Annotated in this window: 1 protein-coding gene (only partly in view); it reads right to left on the reverse strand. The window is 60.2% G+C overall.

Features of this window, described 5'->3' with window-relative positions; genetic code table 11:
• Nucleotides 1-24,299 carry the 3' portion of an Ig-like domain-containing protein gene (locus OK023_RS02055; protein ID WP_317694537.1) on the reverse strand. 4,141 nt of this gene lie beyond the right edge of the window, so the window shows 24,299 of its 28,440 coding nt (coding positions 4,142-28,440); its start codon lies beyond the right edge, outside the window; the stop codon is at nucleotides 1-3.

Below are 24,299 nucleotides of genomic sequence, written 5' to 3' on the forward strand. Positions count from 1 at the left end.
CTAGGTCACTATGATCTGATGGTTAGCCAAGAGTGTTGCCAGATCCGTATTCACATCGTTCAATGTGACTATTACGGTTGGACTGTAACTGCTACCAGCGCCATCGCGGTCAATGCTAAACAGAGTATTGCTACCTGAGGTGGTCACCGTCAGGAAACTGCCAATATTATCACCGCTATCTATGGTGGCGATGCCGTTGATATAGTGAGCCTGACCATCCGCATCGGCAGTGTAGCCAATCAGCAATTTACTGATATCAATACGATCAACATTAACCGTTGCCTCATAGGTGCCAATCTTGAAGCCGTTGACCGTATCGCTACCGTTACCGCCGGTGGCATCCAGATTGTTAAGCACGTTATACAACAGAGTATCTTTGCCTCCGTGTGTCAGGTTAAAGGTATCGTTGCCACCACGCCCTTCAAACTGGTTATTAGCGCTGTTGTCGGTAAAGGTATCATTACCGGAACCGCCCGCTAGCCCTTCGATATTTTTGAAGGTTGCTGTGTTATAACCTGTCGCCTGCGCCGAGGTGTTGCTCAGGTCAATGGTCAACGCCGTGCTGCCGGCCAGATTGTAGTCAACGATATCCATACCGCCGGTATTGCTCCAGATTTTCTGCCCGGAAATGCTTTCTGTACCGCCACCACCAGAGTAAATATCATTACCTTGTGTGGCGAAGAAGGTATCATTATAGCCGGTGCCGACGATACCGTTACCCGCATTGGCATTGGCCACATTGGTACTGGATTCTGCTGTCAGTACATAAGCGCTGTTTGCCTCACCGGCTTTGAAGCCGGTCCAGGTCGTGTTGACATTCTCGATGGTATTTACCCCCACCGTACTGATGCCACCGACATCGGAGGAGACGCCATTAACGTTGCGCAGCAGTACCAGACTATAGGTTTCACTACTGCTAAGACCATAGAAGTCTACCAGTGCCGAGCTGTCGTTGGTCTGTAGACCCGACTGCGGGTTGATAATTTGCGTTGCGACAACCACGCCGGCAGAGTTAACCAACTGTATGGTATTACCATAGAACACGTTGATACCATTGGCATCCACTAACCGGAAGTGCAGACTGATCCCGGCAGCAATGGTGTTAGGATTGCTGATATAGCCGGTTGAACTACCGAAGTACAACAGGTCTTTCGAACCATTCCAGTCCAGATCCAGCGCCAGTACCCCAGTGGTGTTGGCAGAAGCGTAGCTGACCAGTGTTGAGGTGGTGAAGCTGCCGCTGCCATTGTTGGTATACAGGTTGATCGGATTTGTACCGGTACTGTCAAAGCGAGGTAGCTCGATAACATCCATGCGCCCATCGCCATTCCAGTCTACGGCGATTGAAGGGCCACCCGCGAGAGTATCTCCCAGATAGGTTGTCGCGAAGGGGCCAGTGGTGGAGCTAACCAGCGTACCGGCATTGTTATAAAGGATTCGGCTGATATTCGAATCCACGGCGGTTCCCGCCGCATTAGTATGACCACGCCCTAGGAACAGGTCTAGATAGCCATCGCCGTTAAAATCGGCCCAAGTCATTGACGAGGTATAGGAGGTTAAACTTTCCTCATTAACGAACACGTTATCGATGACCTGCGAACTGGCCAGTGCCCCATTACCGCTGTTTTGCGCCACCACCAGACGGTAGGCATCACCGCTGGTTGTAGTTTTAGCGGTGGTCAGATAGTTGCTGTCATTTGTTGCGTGGTAAACAATATCTACCGTACCGTCGTTATTGATATCGACTCCGGATACTTCTTTATCCGGCTGGGCGTTGCTAGTGTTGGTTGGGGCGGGTGTGCCTGTATTGGTGAAGACATAGTTGCCATCTTTGATAAAACCTGCAACGGTGCCGTCAACGTTTCTAACAAATTGGGTATCGTAGCCACCTGATGCTTCTGAGTCGTCTGGCGTGTTATCGCCATAGACCACATCAACATAGCCGTCACCGGTTTTATCATAGGCTACTACGCTGCCATACCAAGAGTAGACTATCGCGCTGCTATTGCCGCTGCCCCCTACAAGTTGGAACCCGGTATAGGTGGTTCCGTTATAGGTCCAACTGGTTTGTCCATTGGCGAAGTCCTGATCGATACCGTAGATATCCATATAACCGTCACGGTTGTAGTCAACAAAGGTGACGCTTTGCGTATTTTGACCCGAGATGGAGATGGACTGGCTAGAGTAGCTACCGAGCGTACCGTTGGTGCTCCCGACGCTGTCATAGATAGTGTCGTTGGAGAACAGGCGCCAAACACCGTTTTCGCCAACCGTCATCGCCGTCGCCTTGTTGGTGGCACTACCTGAACCACCAAAGGTCACGCTGACCGGTGCGGTGATAACCAATTCACTGGACGAGATATCGTAACCGGTAATGGCTCCGCTGCTGTTGATAATCGCCGTCGAGACTTCATAAGTACCCGTTGCCAAGGCGTTACCGCCAGTCACCTGTAGATACCAGGTATTATTCAATGGATCGACTACCACATCACCAGTGGCCGAATTGTAGGTGACGCCATTGACCCGTACCTCAAGGTAGGAACCGGCAGCCAGTGCCGAAGGTATAATGCCGCTGATAATTGGCGTAGTATCGCTGGTGCTCTGGCTATTGATTGTCACCGTATCAAACGAAGTGACAGGGGTCGCGTGCAGCAACTGGTTATTGGCTAACAGGGTTGGCAGGTCGGTGACGACACCGTTGAGCGTGAGCAACGTATGCCCGCTTGAGAAGTCGCCGGTTCCCTGAGTATCAACACTGATAGTGGTATTCACGCCATTATTACTGACTTGCAGATAGTTGTTCAGCCCCTGAGAAGCCAGGTCGAGCACATACTTGCCGGTCGTCGCATCCAGATAAACATGAGACGTACCGGTGTAGTTTTTCAACAGTGAGGTCAGGTCGATAATATCTGACGAGGCGACGCTTGGGACATTGCCGACGGTAAAGCCGTTGACAGTATCACTGCCGTTGCCGCCAGTCGCATTGCCAGCGCTAAGCATGTTGTAAATCAGTGTGGTGTGTCCACCACCGGTGACGGTAAAGGTATCATTCCCACCACGTCCTTCAAGTACGTTATCAACGCCGGCGGTAGTACTGGCTGTGAAGTTATCGTTACCACTGCTACCTACCAGGCTTTCAATACCGGTAAATGTTGCGGTGTTGAAACCGGTATTCTGCGACGTTGCCGTGTTTAGGTTGACGGTTACGCCAGTGCTACCCGCCAGTTTGAAGTCCACAGTATCTTCGCCACCGGACGCACTCCAGACCGGAGCCGAGTAGTGACCGCCAGTCCAACCGCCTGCACCGTTATAAGTATCCGTCCCCGCTGTCGCGAAGAAGGTATCGTTATAACCGGTGCCAACAAAGTTACCGTTCGCACTGTTGCCGCTAGACTCGGCAGAAAGCACATAGGAACGAGTGGCGTCACCGGCAGTTAGGCCAGTCCAAGTGGTGTTGATATTTTCAACGCTAACACTGCCTAGGGTAGCAGCACCACCCACGTCACTGGAAACACCACCAACGCTGCGAATCAACACAGCGGTATAGGTATTGCTCGCGTTAAGCCCGTAAAAATTGACGATGGCAGTGCTGTCGTTGGCCATTAAGCCCGATTGCGCGTTGATAATTTGTGAGGCGACTAACGCACCTGTCTGGTCGTATAGCTGTACGGTATTGCCGTAGTAAACGTTCAGACCATTAGGATCGAGGATCCTCAGGTGTAGGCTGGTGTTGGCTGCCACTGTGTTGGTATTCTGGATAAATACCGGTGATCCTCCGTTGCGGTAAAGCAGGACATCGACCGCGCCGTCCCAGTTATAGTCGACGGCCAAGGCACCGTTAATGGTGTTATAAGTAGTAGCACCGGTTAACGATACCCCTGCGTTGAACAGCCCTCCGCCCTGATTTTGGTACCAGACCGGTGAACTGGCAACGATATAAGCAGGTACTTCAATCACGTCCATCTTGCCATCGTGGTTCCAGTCGATAGCAAGTGAGGCACCACCCTGCAGAGTGTCTGAGAAATAGGTCGCAGAACCGCCAGCGGTGCCCGCACTGGTGCCAAACGCGCCAGTACCGTTGTTCCAGTAGATGCGGCTGGCATTGCTGTCGGCGGTATTGCTCACATTACGCCCGGTATTCAGGTACAGATCCATATAACCATCACCGTTAAAATCAGCCCAGGTCATTGAGATCGGTGCGTTGGTATTACCTGCAGATGGTGTGTTGAACACCCCGGCAATCGTGGTCAACGAGAAGGTATTTACCGTTGTTTGGTCGTTCTTAAATGTGGTTAACGCGAAGTTACCGTTGCCGTCGGTATGTTCAACGATATCCACCGTACCATTGTTGTTGAGGTCGACACCTGAAACTTCGGCGAAACTGTCAAGTGTCACGCCTGTGGGGCGTCCAGCGGACGTCCCGTTCATAAAGCCCAGCGTACCGCTGGCATTGGTGACGAAGGTGATAGAATCACCAAAGTTATCGCCATAGGCGAAATCCAGATAGCCGTCACCGGTCTTGTCGTACGCCACGACCGCCCCGTAGTAGAGCGAACCATTCAATGTGCTGCGGGTATAAGTCGTGCCATTTGCAGTTGTCCAGTAATCCTGGTTACCGGCAGAGGTGCCTACAGTGACGACTGCGGCATAGCCGGTTCTCTGGAAGTCGGCAAATGTGGCACTGACCACCACACCGTTGGCACCCGTGAAGGTGATCGGTGTATAAGCTGTCAGGCTGGTTCCATTGTAGATTGCAGGTTGAAACGAACCTGACACGCTCTGCATGAATGACCATTGACCGCTGCTGTTGAGCGTAGCCGTTGCACCGCCGTCCAGATATTCCCCATAGGTACCCGTGCTCCCCCAGGTCGTGTTGCTTGCGCTGGCATTGTCTGCCGCGACCACGTTGATATCAGTGACCCCAGACAGACGGGTACGGTTACCTGCGCTATCGACCTGCATAAAGGCAAGGTGGTAGTTACCAGACAGGCCGCTGGCGCTGATAGACCAACTGCCGTCTGCTGCAACGGTGGTGGTGGCCAGAATGCTATCAATCCCCTCCGAGTAGATGCCATCGCTATTGACGTCATTGACCAACGCCAGTCTGGCCCCGGCTTCGCCGTTGCGGCTATTCACACTACTAAAGGTCAGTGAGGTATTGGTGGTGATGCGATCTCCTAGAACGCCGCTATCATAAGCAGAAGTGAGGATTGGGGCGATAATGCCGTCCGTTGGGGCGACGGTGTCTACCGTCACCACCTGGCTAGCGGTGGCAGCAGCAATATTCCCCGCAGCATCGATGGCACGAACTTGATAGGTTACTGCACTGGTTCGTGCAGTCGAGTCTGTATAACTCCAGATTTTCGTGACATTGTTGAACGTTACGTTAGCCCACGTCACTCCACCATCGCTGCTGATCTGCAGAGTTTCAGCGCCTACCAGCGTTCCGCTATAGGTACCACTTACGGTAAGTAACGTATCGCGGGTGGTAAAGTCACTGTTTACTGCACTGTTGGTGGTGCTTGTGGTTCCTGTAGTCAGCGCTGATGAGGTATCCGTTGTCACCGCCGTGAGTGCAATAGCCGTCACTGCCGGTGCGGTAACATCAATCGTCACGGCTTGGGTAGCCGTTGAACCCGCATTGCCAGCCGCATCCACGACTCTGGCGACAAAGGTATAGCTGCCTGAAGCCAGCGTGTTTCCACTATTATCGAAGGCATAAGTATTACCGCTGACCAACGTGGCGTCATTCCAGGTTGAACCATTGTTCAGGCTAATTTGTACTTTCTCACCGCTGTTTAAGGTGCCAGTCAGCGTTGCGCTGATAACCAATGTTTGGTCGTTGGTTAGATAGTCACCACTGGTACCAGAATCGGTGGTAATTGCACTGATAGCGGCGGTTGAAGTCGGTGCACTGGTATCGACCACCACGGTTTGGCTGGCACTTTGACCAACGTTACCGGCGGTATCAACCACTCTGACCAGGACGTTATAACTGCCATCAGCTAATACATTGCCGGTATTGTTATAGTTCCAGGTAGTGCCGACGGTTGTTGCATCCACCCAGGTAGTGCCGCCGTTCAGGCTGATTTGTACTTTATCGCCGCTGGCCAGGGTCGTACCCAAGTTACCGCTGAATACCAGCGTGTTATCACTGGTATTGAAGTCGCTGCTGCTGGTGCCGGTATCTGTGGTAATCGCACTGATCGTGATGGTTTCGCTGGCGCTGGGGCCAGTCGTGTCAATAATCAGGCTTTGGTTGGCGGTAGCACCGAAATTACCCGCGGTATCTATTACCCTGACTTTAAGATTGTAGGTACCGTCAGTCATGGTTTGCGCGGTATTATCGTAGCTCCAGGTTGTGCCACTGACGCTAGCAAATGTCCAGGTTGCTCCTCCATCCAAACTTATCTGCACCCCTTCATCTGCGATAAGGGCCGCCCCTAATGTACCGCTGAAGATCAAGGTGTTGTCATTGGTATTGAAGTCAGAAGCGCTACTACCGGTATCGTTTGTGACGGCAGTGATAGCGATAGTCGTACTGGCACTCGGAGCAAGGGTATCAATAACTAGCGAATGGCTGTCGCTTTGTCCGATATTTCCTGCAGTGTCAATGACCCTGACCCGGATGTTATAACTACCATCCGCCATGACGTTACTGCTGTTATCGTAACTCCAGGTCGTGCCGCTTACACTGGCGGTCAGCCAGGAAACGCCACCGTTCAGACTGATTTGAACGCTGTCACCCGACGCCAAGGCAGTGCCCAACGAGCCAGAGAAGACCAAGGTGTTATCGCTAGTGATAAAGTCGCTGCTGCTGGTGCCGGTATCCAAGGTAATGTTGGATAACGTGATGGTTTCACTGGCACTTGGCGCTGCGGTATCCACTACCATAATCTGATTCGCTGTCTGGCCGGCATTACCTGCCGCATCCACCACTCTGGCTTTCAGGTTATAGACGCCATCGCTTAATGTATTCAGCGTGTTGTCATAGCTCCAGGTCGTACCGCTGACGTTTGCCGTGAGCCAGGTGGTTCCACCGTCAATACTGAATTCAACACCTTCACCGGCGGCAAGAGTGGTTCCAAGCGCACCACTGAAGATCAGCGTATTGTCTGAGGTGATAAAGTCATTATTGCTACCGGTATCACTGTTGATAGCGCCGATGGTAATGGTTTCACTGTCACTCGGGGCGATAGTGTCTACCGTCAGGGTGAAGTCAGCGGATACGGTTCCGGCGTTACCGCTGCTGTCGACAATAACGGCATGGTAGGTATGGCTGCCTTCACTGGTCGTGCCGAGTTGGTAGCTCCAGGTGCCACTACCTACCGTTGCTACGCCCAGCAGTGTACTGCCTTCGTATACCTGTACGATATCACCAGACGCCAGCCCGCTAACGGTACCATTGAGCACCGGAGTCGTATCGTTAGTGCTTGCACCGTTGCCGAAATTACCCAGTAGAGCGAACACATCATCGGTAAAGCTGGTCAGAGCAATGCTGTTACCTACGGTTGGGCCAGTGGTATCGATGATAACCGTTTGTGTGGCAAGGGTACTGCTGTTGCCGGCACTGTCGATCACCCTGGCCTGAACAGCGTAAGAACCTTCAGCCAGAAGAGTGGCTGTATTGTCATAGGCGTAGGTGTTGCCGCTCACTAACGCAGCGTTGTTCCATGTGGTGCCGCCATCCAGAGATACTTGAACATTTTCACCAGCCCCCAGAGAACCGGTGAGCGTTACGTTGAACACCAGTGAGCTATCGCTGGTGATGAAGTCACTGCTGCTGGTGCCGCCATCAGTGGTAATGCCGGCTATGGCAACGGAAGCCGTTGGTTGTGTGCCGTCGATCACTATTAGCTGGCTGGCAGAGCTACCGACGTTGCCAGCAACATCGATGACACGAACTTGCAACGTATAGTTGCCATCAGTTAGTGGGTTACCGGTATTATCATAGCTCCAGGTGGTACCACTGACGGAGGCATTCAACCAGGTTGCGGCCCCATCAAGACTAATTTGCACAACATCGCCACCACCCAGCGCGCTACTTAGAGAACCATTGAAGATCAGAGTATTGTCACTGGTAATAAAGTCATTGCTGGTGGCGGTATCGTTACTGATACTGGCAATACTGATGATGCTGGTAGACGCCTGAGTATCAATCTGCACGACCTCGGTAGCCGTTTGTTCTACGTTGCCGAAGGTGTCATTAATGCGCGCCTGCACATTATAGGTGCCATCCGGCAGCGTATTGGCGCTGTTATCATAGCTCCATGCGGTGCCAGTGGTGTTAGCCGTAAACCAGGTAGTACCGTTGTCAAAGCTGATTTCAACGAATTGATTTGCCGCCAGCGGACTGCTGAGGTCGCCGCTAAACATCAGATTACCGGTATCCGTGACAAAGTCACCGCTACTCAGGCCATTGTCTGGTGTAATGACGTTGATTTCGATCGAATTACCAGTAGGAGCTGAACTATCGATAATTATCGTTTGGCTGGTGGTTTGACCGATGTTACCTGCCGTATCAATGACACGGGCTTGGACGTCATAGGTGCCATCAGGCAAGATATTGGCCGTATTGTTATAGGTCCAACTGCTACCGGTGGTATTGACTGTAGACCATGTCAGGCCGTTATCCAGTGATATTTCCACCCGCTCATTCGCCGTCAGTGATTGGCCCAAAGAACCAAAGAATATCAGCGTGTTGTCTGCGGTAGCAAAATCGCTACCGTTGGAACCGGTATCCAATGAAATGCCGGTGATGGTGACGGTAGTACCGCTGCTTGGCGCATTCGTATCAATGGTTACCGCCTGGCTGGCGGTTTGCCCAATATTGCCTGCGGCATCAACTACCCTGACCTGGACTGAGTATGTGCTATCAGCCAAAACGTTGGCAGTATTGTCGAAACTCCAGCTGCTACCGCTGATCGTTGCATTCGACCAGCTTGTTCCACCGTTCAAGCTGATTTGCACGCCCTCATCGGCAGCCAGCGTTGAGCCTAAAGTACCGTTAAAGATCAGTGTGTTGTCACTGGTATTAAAGTCACCAACGGTACCGCTGTCGGTGGTAATACTATCGATGGTAATGGTTTCACTCGCTGAAGGCGCAATCGTATCAACGGTTAATGTAAATTCTGCCGACGTCGTTCCTTCATTGCCCGCAGCATCTGAAATCACAGCACGATAGGTATGTGCGCCTTCTGCCAACCCGTTAAGCTGGTAGCTCCAGGTGTTACCCGTAACCACCGCCAATCCCAACAGAGTGAGCCCCTCGTAAATTCTTACCACATCGCCAGACGCCAGGCCGGTGAGGGTGCCGTTCAATACAGGTGCGGTATCGTTAGTCGTCGTGTTACTAATAAAGCTCCCTGTCTGTGGTGCACTGTCATCGGTATAGCTGGTGATGGTGATGCTATTGCCAGTGCTTGGTGCGCTGGTATCAATGATCAGCGTCTGTGAAGCGACAGCGCTTATATTACCGGCAACATCCGATACGCGGCTCTGAAGAGTGTAGGTTCCTTCAGCAAGGGGAGATCCAGTGTTGTCATAACTGTAGATACCGCCACCCACATCGGTTGCTGTCTGCCAGGTAACGCCATTGTCGAGAGAAATCTGTACCACTTCGCCGCTGTCTAACGTGCCAGTGAGCGTCACATTAATCACCAAAGTCTGATCGCTGGTAATAAAGTCACTGCCGTTGTTACCGGTATCAGTAGTGATGTTGGTAATAGCAACGCTAGCCGTAGGTAGACCACGATCGATGACGACACTCTGGCTGGTGGTTTGGCCGATATTACCGGCGGTATCAACCACTCTGGCTTGTACGTTATAAGTACCATCGGCTAAGGAGTTTGCCGTATTGTCATAACTCCAATTGGTTCCGCTAACCGATGCGTTAAACCAGTTAGTGCCATCAATACTGATTTGTACGGTCTCATCACCGGACAATGCGGCACCCAGGCTGCCATTAAACAGCAACGTGCGGTCAAGCGTGATAAAGTCGTTGCTGCTTAACCCCAGATCAAGGCTGATACTGTTGATGGATAGCGTAGCGCTGGATGATGGTGCCTGGGTGTCGATGGTCAGATTCTGGTTGGCTGTTTGCCCTACATTACCCGCCGTATCGATGACGCGAGTCTGGATCGTGTAGTTGCCATCCAACAGAGGGGAGGCGGTGTTGTCGTAGCTCCAACTGTTACCTGCAACAGCCGCAATGTTCCAGGTAGTGCCACCGTCAAGGCTGATCTGCACCGCTTCGCCGGATGCGAGCGTGCTGCCGAGGGTTCCATTGAAAATCAGGGTATTATCGTTGGTAATAAAATCAGTCGCGGCGCTATCAGTGGTGATGCTGCCAATCGTGATCGTTTCACTGGCCAGTGGTGCAACGCTATCAATAACGATAGTTTGATTGGCTGTCTGGCCGATGTTACCCGCGATATCTATCACTCTAGCCATCAGGGTGTAGGTGCCATCCGGCAGGAAGTTACCCGTATTATCATAACTCCAGTCAGTGCCACTGACGGCAGCGGTTAGCCAGGTCGCTCCGCCATTAATGCTGAGCTCAACCCTCTCTCCTCCGGCTAGTGTGGCACCTAAGGTGCCTCTAAACAGCAATGTATGATCAAGAGTGACAAAGTCATTATTGCTAAGGCCAGTGTCGACAGTGATTGACGCAATTGACAGCGTTTCGCTGGCTGAAGGTGCGATTGTATCAACCACCAACGTCTGGCTGGTTGTAGAACCCACGTTACCCGCGTTATCGATCACCCGCGCCTGAAGTGTGTATGTGCCATCAGCGAGACTGTTCGCGCTGTTATCATAACTCCAACCGGTCCCAACAACGGTGGCGTTCAGCCAGTTGGTTCCGCCATCGATGCTGACTTGTACCCCTTCACCACTGGACAGCGCTGCACTGAGAGTGCCGTTGAATGTTAGCGTATTGTCACTGGTGTTAAAGTCATTACTCACGCCAGAATCGGTAGAGATGTCGGTGATCGTCAGACTGGCGCCAGGTGCTGCCGTATCAACGGTGATGTCTTGCGTTGCACTTGAACCGATATTTCCTGCTGCGTCGATAACACGTACCTGCACGTTGTAGGTATTGTCAGTCAAGGCTTGACCGGTGTAATCAAAGCTCCAGGCGGTGCCGGTTACGCTAGCGTCAAACCACGTAATGCCACCATCAAGGCTGATCTGAACGCCTTCACCGCTGGCTAATGTTGCGCTCAATGAACCACTGAACAGCAAGGTATTGTCGTTGGTGATAAAGTCTGTTGTATTAGCCCCGCTATCTGTTGTGATGGAATCAATAGTGACGGTATTAGTTGGTGCACTGGTGTCGACGATCACTGTTTGACTGGCTTGTTGACCCACGTTGCCAGCAGTATCCACGACTCGAGCAATCACTGAATAAGTGCCATCGGTGAGGGTATTACCGCTATTGTCGTAACTCCAATTGCTGCCAGCGACACTAGCATTATTCCAGGTAACGCCACCATCCAGACTGATCTGGACGCTATCGCCAACGGCTAATACGCTACCCAGGCTACCGCTGAAGATAAGGGTATTGTTGCTGGTGATAAAATCATTAGCGTCGTTGGTATCCACAGTAATCGAATTAATCGTGATTGATGTGCTACCACTCGGTGGTAAGGTGTCGACAACAAGGGTTTGGGTGGCACTTTGCCCGATGTTACCTGCTGTATCGATGACACTTGCCTGCAAGCTGTAGGTACCGTCTGTCAAGGTATTGGCACTATTGTCATAACTCCAGGTGGTGCCTGTGACGTTAGCCTCAAACCAGGTAACGCCCCCATCAAGACTAATCACTACATGTTCATCACTCGCTAGGGTATTACTCAAGGTACCGTTAAAGGTCAGGCTGTTATCATTGGTGATAAAGTCACTGGAGCTGGAACCGGTATCATCGTTGATAGTATCAATAGCGATGGTTGTTGATGCACTGGGTGCAACAGTATCGACAACTAGCGTCCGGCTGGCGCTCTGCCCAATATTACCTGCAAGATCGATAACTCGAGCCTGCACGTTGTAGATGCCATCAAGCAGAGGATTGGTGCTTTCATCGTACGTACTGGCTGCGACCCAGGTTGCACCGTTGTCGAAGCTGATTTCTACACTTTCGTCGGAAGCCAGTGGGGCTTCCAAGCTACCTTGCGGTGTCAGTGTATTATCGCTGGTAATAAAATCATTACTGAAGCCTGTATCGTTGCTGATGCTATCAATCGTGATACTGGCTGATGAGACTTGATTATCAATCACCACGATTTGGCTGCTGCTTGAACTGGCGTTACCTGCTGCATCCACCACTCTGGTGATGAGGGTGTAAGAACCTGACGGTAAGGCCGTTGCAGTGTTATCAAATGAATACAGATTGCCGCTAACCAGGCTGGCATTGAACCAACTGGTGCCATTATCAAAGGAGATCTGAACGTTTTCATCCACCCCCAGAGTCCCCGTCAACGTAATCTGTACCGTTAGTGCAGCACTATTAGTAATAAAGTCGCTATTACTACTCCCTGTATCTGTGATTATCGCGCTTATTGTTGCTGTTGCTGATGGAGGGATCACATCGGTATAACTTTCCGTCGCCGGTGTGCTGGCATTGCCGGCGGCGTCGGTGGCAATCACGCTGACGGTGCCGGAAGTTTGAGCGATGGTGCTATCGACTGGGCCGTAGCTGCCGTCGGCGGCCACCAGGGCGGTACCGGTGGTGCCGTCCGGGAAGGTGACGGTAATCGTGCTGCCGGGCTCGGCCGCGCCGGCATTACCGGACACGCTGAGGGTGCCATCGGCATTGGCCACCACCACTGGCGTTGCTGGTGCGGTTGGTGCACTGCTGTCGGTGTAGGTCTCGGTGGTCGGGGCGCTGGCATTGCCGGCGACGTCGGTGGCCACGGCGCTAACGGTGCCGGAAGTTTGCGGTGCGGCACTGTCAATCGGGCCATAGCTGCCGTCGGTGGCCACCAGGGCGGTGCCGGTGGTGCCGTCCGGGAAGGTGACGGTGACGGTGCTGCCGGGTTCAGCGGCGCCGGCGTTACCGGACACGCTGAGGGTACCGTCAGGGTTAGCCACTACAATCGGCGTTGCTGGAGCGGTTGGGGCGCTGCCGTCGGTGTAGGTCTCGGTAGCCGGGGTGCTGGCATTGCCGGCGACGTCGGTGGCGATGGCGCTGACGGTGCCGGAAGTTTGCGGTGCGGCACTGTCAACCGGGCCGTAGCTGCCGTCGGCGGCCACCAGGGCGGTGCCGGTGGTGCCGTCCGGGAAGGTGACGGTGATCGTGCTGCCGGGTTCAGCGGCGCCGGCGTTACCGGACACGCTGAGGGTACCGTCAGGGTTAGCCACTACAATCGGCGTTGCTGGAGCGGTTGGGGCGCTGCCGTCGGTGTAGGTCTCGGTGGTCGGGGCGCTGGCATTGCCGGCGGCGTCGGTGGCGATCACGCTGACGGTGCCGGAAGTTTGCGGTGCGGCACTGTCAACCGGGCCGTAGCTGCCGTCGGCGGCCACCAGGGCGGTGCCGGTGGTGCCGTCCGGGAAGGTAATAGTCACAGTGCTGCCCGGTTCAGCGGCACCGGCATTACCGGACACGCTGAGGGTGCCATCGGCATTAGCGATGACAATCGGCGTTGCTGGAGCGGTTGGGGCGCTACCGTCGGTGTAGGTATCGGTGGTCGGGGCGCTGGCATTGCCGGCGACGTCGGTGGCCACGGCGCTAACGGTGCCGGAAGTTTGCGGTGCGGCACTGTCAACCGGGCCGTAGCTGCCGTCGGCGGCCACCAGGGCGGTGCCGGTGGTGCCGTCCGGGAAGGTGACGGTAATCGTGCTGCCCGGTTCGGCAGCCCCGGTGTTACCGGACACGCTGAGGGTGCCGTCGGCGTTAGCCACCACCACTGGGGTAGCCGGAGCGGTTGGGGCGCTGCCGTCGGTGTAGCTGTCGGTAGTTGGCGCACTGGCATTGCCAGCGGCATCGGTGGCCACGGCGCTAACGGTGCCGGAAGTTTGCGGTGCGGCACTGTCAACCGGGCCGTAGCTGCCGTCGGCGGCCACCAGGGCAGTACCGGTGGTGCCGTCCGGGAAGGTGACGGTAATGGTGCTGCCAGGTTCAGCGGCACCGGCATTACCGGACACGCTGAGGGTGCCATCGGCATTGGCGATGACAATCGGCGTTGCTGGAGCGGTTGGGGCGCTACCGTCGGTGTAGGTCTCGGTAGCCGGGGCGCTGGCATTGCCGGCGGCGTCGGTGGCCACGGCGCTAACGGTGCCGGAGGTTTGCGGTGCGGCACTGTCAACCGGGCCGTAGCTGCCGTCGGCGGCCACCAGGGCGGTGCCGGTGGTGCCGTCCGGGAAGGTGACGGTAATGGTGCTGCCCGGCTCGGCCGCGCCAGAATTACCGGATACGCTGAGGGTGCCATCGGCATTGGCGACCACCACTGGGGTAGCCGGTGCGGTTGGGGCGCTGCTGTCGGTGTAGGTGTCGGTGGTTGGGGCGCTGGCATTGCCAGCGGCATCGGTGGCCACGGCGCTAACGGTGCCGGAAGTTTGCGGTGCAGCACTGTCAACCGGGCCGTAGCTGCCGTCGGCGGCGACCAGGGCAGTACCGGTGGTGCCGTCCGGGAATGTAATAGTCACAGTGCTGCCCGGTTCAGCGGCACCGGCATTACCGGAAACGCTAAGGGTGCCGTCGGCATTGGCGATGACAATCGGCGTAGCCGGGGCAACCGGTGCACTGCTGTCGGTGTAGGTCTCGGTGGTCGGGGCGCTGGCATTGCCGGCGACGTCGGTGGCCACGGCGCTAACGGTGCCGGAAGTTTGCGGTGCGGCACTGTCAACCGGGCCGTAGCTGCCGTCGGCGGCCACCAGGGCGGTGCCGGTGGTGCCGTCCGGGAAGGTGACGGTAATCGTGCTGCCCGGTTCGGCAGCCCCGGTGTTACCGGACACGCTGAGGGTGCCGTCGGCGTTAGCCACCACCACTGGGGTAGCCGGAGCGGTTGGGGCGCTGCCGTCGGTGTAGCTGTCGGTAGTTGGCGCACTGGCATTGCCAGCGGCATCGGTGGCCACGGCGCTAACGGTGCCGGAAGTTTGCGGTGCGGCACTGTCAACCGGGCCGTAGCTGCCGTCGGCGGCCACCAGGGCAGTACCGGTGGTGCCGTCCGGGAAGGTGACGGTAATGGTGCTGCCCGGTTCAGCGGCACCGGCATTACCGGACACGCTGAGGGTGCCATCGGCATTGGCGATGACAATCGGCGTTGCTGGAGCGGTTGGGGCGCTACCGTCGGTGTAGGTATCGGTAGCCGGGGCGCTGGCATTGCCGGCGGCGTCGGTGGCCACGGCGCTAACGGTGCCGGAGGTTTGCGGTGCGGCACTGTCAACCGGGCCGTAGCTGCCGTCGGCGGCCACCAGGGCGGTGCCGGTGGTGCCGTCCGGGAAGGTGACGGTAATGGTGCTGCCCGGCTCGGCCGCGCCAGAATTACCGGATACGCTGAGGGTGCCATCGGCATTGGCGACCACCACTGGGGTAGCCGGTGCGGTTGGGGCGCTGCTGTCGGTGTAGGTGTCGGTGGTTGGGGCGCTGGCATTGCCAGCGGCATCGGTGGCCACGGCGCTAACGGTGCCGGAAGTTTGCGGTGCAGCACTGTCAACCGGGCCGTAGCTGCCGTCGGCGGCGACCAGGGCAGTACCGGTGGTGCCGTCCGGGAATGTAATAGTCACAGTGCTGCCCGGTTCAGCGGCACCGGCATTACCGGAAACGCTAAGGGTACCGTCGGCATTGGCGATGACAATCGGCGTAGCCGGGGCAACCGGTGCACTGCTGTCGGTGTAGGTCTCGGTGGTCGGGGCGCTGGCATTGCCGGCGACGTCGGTGGCGATGGCGCTGACGGTGCCGGAAGTTTGCGGTGCGGCACTGTCAATCGGGCCATAGCTGCCGTCGGCGGCCACCAGGGCGGTGCCGGTGGTGCCGTCCGGGAAGGTGACGGTGACGGTGCTGCCGGGTTCAGCGGCGCCGGCGTTACCGGACACGCTGAGGGTACCGTCAGGGTTAGCCACTACAATCGGCGTTGCTGGAGCGGTTGGGGCGCTGCCGTCGGTGTAGGTCTCGGTAGCCGGGGTGCTGGCATTGCCGGCGACGTCGGTGGCGATGGCGCTGACGGTGCCGGAAGTTTGCGGTGCGGCACTGTCAACCGGGCCGTAGCTGCCGTCGGCGGCGACTAATGCAGTGCCGGTGGTGCCGTCCGGGAAGGTAACGGTGATGGTGCTGCCGGGTTCAGCGGCACCAGCATTACCGGACACGCTGAGGGTGCCGTCAGAGTTAGCCACTACAATCGGCGTCGCCGGAGCGGTTGGGGCGCTACCGTCGGTGTAGGTGTCGGTGGTCGGGGCGCTGGCATTGCCGGCGACGTCGGTGGCCACGGCGCTAACGGTGCCGGAAGTTTGCGGTGCGGCACTGTCAACCGGGCCGTAGCTGCCGTCGGCGGCCACCAGGGCGGTGCCGGTGGTGCCGTCCGGGAAGGTGACGGTAATCGTGCTGCCCGGTTCGGCAGCCCCGGTGTTACCGGACACGCTGAGGGTGCCGTCGGCGTTAGCCACCACCACTGGGGTAGCCGGAGCGGTTGGGGCGCTGCCGTCGGTGTAGCTGTCGGTAGTTGGCGCACTGGCATTGCCAGCGGCATCGGTGGCCACGGCGCTAACGGTGCCGGAAGTTTGCGGTGCGGCACTGTCAACCGGGCCGTAGCTGCCGTCGGCGGCCACCAGGGCAGTACCGGTGGTGCCGTCCGGGAAGGTGACGGTAATGGTGCTGCCAGGTTCAGCGGCACCGGCATTACCGGACACGCTGAGGGTGCCATCGGCATTGGCGATGACAATCGGCGTAGCCGGGGCAACCGGTGCACTGCCGTCGGTGTAGGTCTCGGTGGTTGGGGCGCTGGCATTGCCGGCGGCGTCGGTGGCGATCACGCTAACGGTGCCGGAAGTTTGCGGCGCGGCACTGTCAACCGGGCCGTAGCTGCCGTCGGCGGCCACCAGGGCGGTGCCGGTGGTGCCGTCCGGGAAGGTGACGGTAATGGTGCTGCCCGGCTCGGCCGCGCCAGAATTACCGGATACGCTGAGGGTGCCATCGGCATTGGCGACCACCACTGGGGTAGCCGGTGCGGTTGGGGCGCTGCTGTCGGTGTAGGTGTCGGTGGTTGGGGCGCTGGCATTGCCAGCGGCATCGGTGGCCACGGCGCTAACGGTGCCGGAAGTTTGCGGTGCAGCACTGTCAACCGGGCCGTAGCTGCCGTCGGCGGCGACCAGGGCAGTACCGGTGGTGCCGTCCGGGAATGTAATAGTCACAGTGCTGCCCGGTTCAGCGGCACCGGCATTACCGGAAACGCTAAGGGTGCCGTCGGCATTGGCGATGACAATCGGCGTAGCCGGGGCAACCGGGGCACTGCTGTCGGTGTAGGTCTCGGTGGTCGGGGCGCTGGCATTGCCGGCGACGTCGGTGGCGATGGCGCTGACGGTGCCGGAAGTTTGCGGTGCGGCACTGTCAACCGGGCCGTAGCTGCCGTCGGCGGCGACTAATGCAGTGCCGGTGGTGCCGTCCGGGAAGGTGACGGTAATCGTGCTGCCCGGTTCGGCCGCGCCGGCATTACCGGACACGCTGAGGGTGCCGTCGGCGTTCGCCACCACCACTGGGGTAGCCGGGGCAACCGGGGCACTGCCGTCGGTGTAGGTATCGGTGGTCGTGGCGCTGGCATTGCCAGCGGCGTCGGTGGCCACGGCGCTGACGGTGCCGGAAGTTTGCGGTGCGGCACTGTCAACCGGGCCATAGCTGCCGTCGGCGGCGACTAATGCAGTGCCGGTGGTGCCGTCCGGGAAGGTAACGGTGAGGGTGCTGCCGGGTTCAGCGGCACCGGCATTACCGGACACGCTGAGGGTACCGTCAGGGTTAGCCACTACAATCGGCGTTGCCGGAGCGGTTGGGGCGCTGCCGTCGGTGTAGCTGTCGGTAGTTGGCGCACTGGCATTGCCGGCGACGTCGGTGGCCACGGCGCTAACGGTGCCGGAAGTTTGCGGTGCAGCACTGTCAACCGGGCCGTAGCTGCCGTCGGCGGCCACCAGGGCGGTGCCGGTGGTGCCGTCCGGGAAGGTGATAGTCACAGTGCTGCCAGGCTCGGCCGCACCGGCATTACCGGACACGCTGAGGGTACCGTCGGCATTGGCGATGACAATCGGCGTTGCCGGTGCGACCGGGGCGCTGCCGTCGGTGTAGCTGTCGGTAGCCGGGGCGCTGGCATTGCCGGCGGCATCGGTGGCGATCACGCTGACGGTGCCGGAAGTTTGCGGTGCGGCACTGTCAACCGGGCCATAGCTGCCGTCGGCGGCGACTAATGCAGTGCCGGTGGTGCCGTCCGGGAAGGTGACGGTAATGGTGCTGCCCGGCTCGGCAGCCCCGGCGTTACCGGACACGCTGAGGGTGCCGTCGGCATTGGCGATGACAATCGGCGTAGCCGGGGCAACCGGGGCACTGCTGTCGGTGTAGGTCTCGGTGGTCGGGGCGCTGGCATTGCCGGCGGCGTCGGTGGCCACGGCGCTGACGGTGCCGGAAGTTTGCGGCGCGGCACTGTCAACCGGGCCATAGCTGCCGTCGGCGGCCACCAGGGCGGTGCCGGTGGTGCCGTCCGGGAAGGTGACGGTAATGGTGCTGCCCGGCTCGGCCGCGCCGGCGTTACCGGACACGCTGAGGGTGCCGTCGGCATTGGCGACCACCACTGGCGTCGCCGGGGCAACCGGTGCGCTGCCGTCGGTATAGGTCTCGGTGGTTGGGGCGCTGGCATTGCCGGCGGCGTCGGTGGCGATAACGCTGACGGTGCCGGAAGTTTGCGGTGCGGCACTGTCAACCGGGCCGTAGCTGCCGTCGGCGGCCACCAGGGCGGTGCCGGTGGTGCCGTCCGGGAAGGTGATAGTCACAGTGCTGCCGGGCTCGGCGGCGCCGGCGTTACCGGACACGCTGAGGGTGCCGTCGGCATTGGCGATGACAATCGGCGTAGCCGGTGCGGTTGGGGCACTGCCGTCGGTGTAGGTCTCGGTGGTCGGGGCGCTGGCATTGCCGGCGGCGTCGGTGGCGAGCACGCTAACGGTGCCGGAAGTTTGCGGTGCGGCACTGTCAACCGGGCCGTAGCTGCCGTCGGCGGCCACCAGGGCTGTGCCGGTGGTGCCGTCCGGGAAGGTAATAGTCACAGTGCTGCCGGGTTCGGCAGCCCCGGTGTTACCGGACACGCTGAGGGTGCCGTCGGCATTGGCGATGACAATCGGCGTTGCCGGGGCAACCGGGGCACTGCCGTCGATGTAGGTGTCGGTGGTTGGGGCGCTGGCATTGCCGGCGGCGTCGGTGGCCACGGCGCTAACGGTGCCGGAAGTTTGCGGTGCAGCACTGTCAACCGGGCCATAGCTGCCGTCGGCGGCCACCAGGGCGGTGCCGGTGGTGCCGTCCGGGAAGGTGACGGTAATGGTGCTGCCGGGTTCAGCGGCACCGGCATTACCGGATACGCTGAGGGTACCGTCGGCATTGGCGATGACAATCGGCGTTGCCGGTGCGACCGGGGCGCTGCCGTCGGTGTAGCTGTCGGTAGCCGGGGCGCTGGCATTGCCGGCGGCATCGGTGGCGATCACGCTGACGGTGCCGGAAGTTTGCGGTGCGGCACTGTCAACCGGGCCATAGCTGCCGTCGGCGGCGACTAATGCAGTGCCGGTGGTGCCGTCCGGGAAGGTGACGGTAATGGTGCTGCCCGGCTCGGCAGCCCCGGCGTTACCGGACACGCTGAGGGTGCCGTCGGCATTGGCGATGACAATCGGCGTAGCCGGGGCAACCGGGGCACTGCTGTCGGTGTAGGTCTCGGTGGTCGGGGCGCTGGCATTGCCGGCGGCGTCGGTGGCCACGGCGCTGACGGTGCCGGAAGTTTGCGGCGCGGCACTGTCAACCGGGCCATAGCTGCCGTCGGCTGCCACCAGGGCGGTGCCGGTGGTGCCGTCCGGGAAGGTAATAGTCACAGTGCTGCCGGGTTCGGCGGCACCGGCATTACCGGACACGCTGAGGGTACCGTCGGCATTGGCGACCACCACAGGGGTAGCCGGAGCGACCGGGGCGCTGCCGTCGGTGTAGGTCTCGGTGGTCGGGGCGCTGGCATTGCCGGCGACGTCGGTGGCGATGGCGCTAACGGTGCCGGAGGTTTGCGGTGCGGCACTGTCAACCGGGCCATAGCTGCCGTCGGCGGCGACTAATGCAGTGCCGGTGGTGCCGTCCGGGAAGGTGACGGTGAGGGTGCTGCCGGGTTCAGCGGCGCTGGCGTTACCGGACACGCTGAGGGTACCGTCAGGGTTAGCCACTACAATCGGCGTTGCCGGAGCGGTTGGGGCGCTGCCGTCGGTGTAGCTGTCGGTAGTTGGCGCACTGGCATTGCCGGCGACGTCGGTGGCCACGGCGCTAACGGTGCCGGAAGTTTGCGGTGCAGCACTGTCAACCGGGCCATAGCTGCCGTCGGCGGCCACCAGGGCGGTGCCGGTGGTGCCGTCCGGGAAGGTGACGGTAATGGTGCTGCCAGGTTCGGCCGCGCCGGCATTACCGGATACGCTGAGGGTGCCGTCAGGGTTAGCCACTACAATCGGCGTAGCCGGGGCAACCGGTGCGCTGCTGTCGGTGTAGGTATCGGTGGTCGGGGCGCTGGCATTGCCGGCGACGTCGGTGGCCACGGCGCTAACGGTGCCGGAAGTTTGCGGTGCGGCACTGTCAACCGGGCCATAGCTGCCGTCGGCGGCCACCAGGGCGGTGCCGGTGGTGCCGTCCGGGAAGGTGACGGTAATGGTGCTGCCCGGCTCGGCCGCGCCGGCGTTACCGGACACGCTGAGGGTGCCGTCGGCATTGGCGACCACCACTGGCGTCGCCGGGGCAACCGGTGCGCTGCCGTCGGTATAGGTCTCGGTGGTTGGGGCGCTGGCATTGCCGGCGGCGTCGGTGGCGATAACGCTGACGGTGCCGGAAGTTTGCGGTGCGGCACTGTCAACCGGGCCGTAGCTGCCGTCGGCGGCCACCAGGGCGGTGCCGGTGGTGCCGTCCGGGAAGGTGATAGTCACAGTGCTGCCGGGCTCGGCGGCGCCGGCGTTACCGGACACGCTGAGGGTGCCGTCGGCATTGGCGATGACAATCGGCGTAGCCGGTGCGGTTGGGGCACTGCCGTCGGTGTAGGTCTCGGTGGTCGGGGCGCTGGCATTGCCGGCGGCGTCGGTGGCGAGCACGCTAACGGTGCCGGAAGTTTGCGGTGCGGCACTGTCAACCGGGCCGTAGCTGCCGTCGGCGGCCACCAGGGCTGTGCCGGTGGTGCCGTCCGGGAAGGTAATAGTCACAGTGCTGCCGGGTTCGGCAGCCCCGGTGTTACCGGACACGCTGAGGGTGCCGTCGGCATTGGCGATGACAATCGGCGTTGCCGGGGCAACCGGGGCACTGCCGTCGATGTAGGTGTCGGTGGTTGGGGCGCTGGCATTGCCGGCGGCGTCGGTGGCCACGGCGCTAACGGTGCCGGAAGTTTGCGGTGCAGCACTGTCAACCGGGCCATAGCTGCCGTCGGCGGCCACCAGGGCGGTGCCGGTGGTGCCGTCCGGGAAGGTGACGGTAATGGTGCTGCCGGGTTCAGCGGCACCGGCATTACCGGATACGCTGAGGGTGCCGTCAGGGTTAGCCACTACAATCGGCGTAGCCGGGGCAACCGGTGCACTGCCGTCGGTGTAGGTGTCGGTGGTTGGGGCGCTGGCATTGCCAGCGGCGTCGGTGGCCACAGCGCTAACGGTGCCGGAAGTTTGCGGTGCGGCACTGTCAACCGGGCCATAGCTGCCGTCGGCGGCCACCAGGGCGGTGCCGGTGGTGCCGTCCGGGAAGGTGACGGTAATGGTGCTGCCCGGCTCGGCCGCGCCGGCGTTACCGGACACGCTGAGGGTGCCGTCGGCATTGGCGACCACCACTGGCGTCGCCGGGGCAACCGGTGCGCTGCCGTCGGTATAGGTCTCGGTGGTTGGGGCGCTGGCATTGCCGGCGGCGTCGGTGGCGATAACGCTGACGGTGCCGGAAGTTTGCGGTGCGGCACTGTCAACCGGGCCGTAGCTGCCGTCGGCGGCCACCAGGGCGGTGCCGGTGGTGCCGTCCGGGAAGGTGATAGTCACAGTGCTGCCGGGCTCGGCGGCGCCGGCGTTACCGGACACGCTGAGGGTGCCGTCGGCATTGGCGATGACAATCGGCGTAGCCGGTGCGGTTGGGGCACTGCCGTCGGTGTAGGTCTCGGTGGTCGGGGCGCTGGCATTGCCGGCGGCGTCGGTGGCGAGCACGCTAACGGTGCCGGAAGTTTGCGGTGCGGCACTGTCAACCGGGCCGTAGCTGCCGTCGGCGGCCACCAGGGCTGTGCCGGTGGTGCCGTCCGGGAAGGTAATAGTCACAGTGCTGCCGGGTTCGGCAGCCCCGGTGTTACCGGACACGCTGAGGGTGCCGTCGGCATTGGCGATGACAATCGGCGTTGCCGGGGCAACCGGGGCACTGCCGTCGGTGTAGGTGTCGGTGGTTGGGGCGCTGGCATTGCCGGCGGCGTCGGTGGCCACGGCGCTAACGGTGCCGGAAGTTTGCGGTGCAGCACTGTCAACCGGGCCATAGCTGCCGTCGGCGGCCACCAGGGCGGTGCCGGTGGTGCCGTCCGGGAAGGTGACGGTAATGGTGCTGCCGGGTTCAGCGGCACCGGCATTACCGGATACGCTGAGGGTGCCGTCAGGGTTAGCCACTACAATCGGCGTAGCCGGGGCAACCGGTGCACTGCCGTCGGTGTAGGTATCGGTGGTCGTGGCGCTGGCATTGCCAGCGGCGTCGGTGGCCACGGCGCTGACGGTGCCGGAAGTTTGCGGTGCGGCACTGTCAACCGGGCCATAGCTGCCGTCGGCGGCCACCAGGGCGGTACCGGTGGTGCCGTCCGGGAAGGTAATAGTCACAGTGCTGCCGGGCTCAGCGGCACCGGCGTTACCGGACACGCTGAGGGTGCCGTCGGCATTGACGATGACAATCGGCGTCGCCGGTGCGGTTGGTGCACTGCCGTCGGTGTAGGTGTCGGTGGTCGGGGCGCTGGCATTGCCGGCGACGTCGGTGGCCACGGCGCTAACGGTGCCGGAAGTTTGCGGTGCGGCACTGTCAACCGGGCCGTAGCTGCCGTCGGTGGCGACTAATGCAGTGCCGGTGGTGCCGTCCGGGAAGGTGACGGTGATGGTGCTGCCAGGCTCGGCCGCGCCGGCATTACCGGATACGCTGAGGGTGCCGTCGGCGTTCGCCACCACCACTGGGATAGCCGGAGCGACCGGGGCGCTGCCGTCGGTGTAGCTGTCGGTGGTCGGGGCGCTGGCATTGCCGGCGACGTCGGTGGCGATCACGCTAACGGTGCCGGAGGTTTGCGGTGCAGCACTGTCAACCGGGCCATAGCTGCCGTCGGCGGCCACCAGGGCGGTACCGGTGGTGCCGTCCGGGAAGGTGACGGTAATGGTGCTGCCGGGTTCAGCGGCACCGGCATTACCGGACACGCTGAGGGTGCCGTCGGCATTGGCGACCACCACTGGGATAGCCGGTGCGGTTGGTGCACTGCCGTCGGTATAGGTGTCGGTGGTTGGGGCGCTGGCATTGCCGGCGGCGTCGGTGGCCACGGCGCTGACGGTGCCGGAAGTTTGTGGTGCGGCACTGTCAACCGGGCCATAGCTGCCGTCGGCGGCCACCAGGGCGGTGCCGGTGGTGCCGTCCGGGAAGGTAATAGTCACAGTGCTGCCCGGCTCGGCCGCGCCGGCGTTACCGGACACGCTGAGGGTGCCGTCGGCATTGGCGATGACAATCGGCGTTGCCGGGGCAACCGGGGCACTGCCGTCGGTGTAGGTGTTGGTGGTTGGGGCGCTGGCATTGCCGGCGGCGTCTGTGGCGAGCACGCTAACGGTGCCGGAAGTTTGCGGCGCGGCACTGTCAACCGGGCCGTAGCTGCCGTCGGCGGCCACCAGGGCGGTGCCGGTGGTGCCGTCCGGGAAGGTGACGGTAATGGTGCTGCCGGGTTCAGCGGCGCCGGCATTACCGGACACGCTGAGGGTACCGTCAGAGTTAGCCACTACAATCGGCGTCGCCGGAGCGGTTGGGGCGCTACCGTCGGTGTAGGTATCGGTGGTCGGGGCGCTGGCATTGCCGGCGACGTCGGTGGCCACAGCGCTAACGGTGCCGGAAGTTTGCGGTGCGGCACTGTCAACCGGGC

This window comes from Serratia sp. UGAL515B_01, assembly GCF_033095805.1.
In the GTDB taxonomy this organism is placed as follows: domain Bacteria; phylum Pseudomonadota; class Gammaproteobacteria; order Enterobacterales; family Enterobacteriaceae; genus Chania.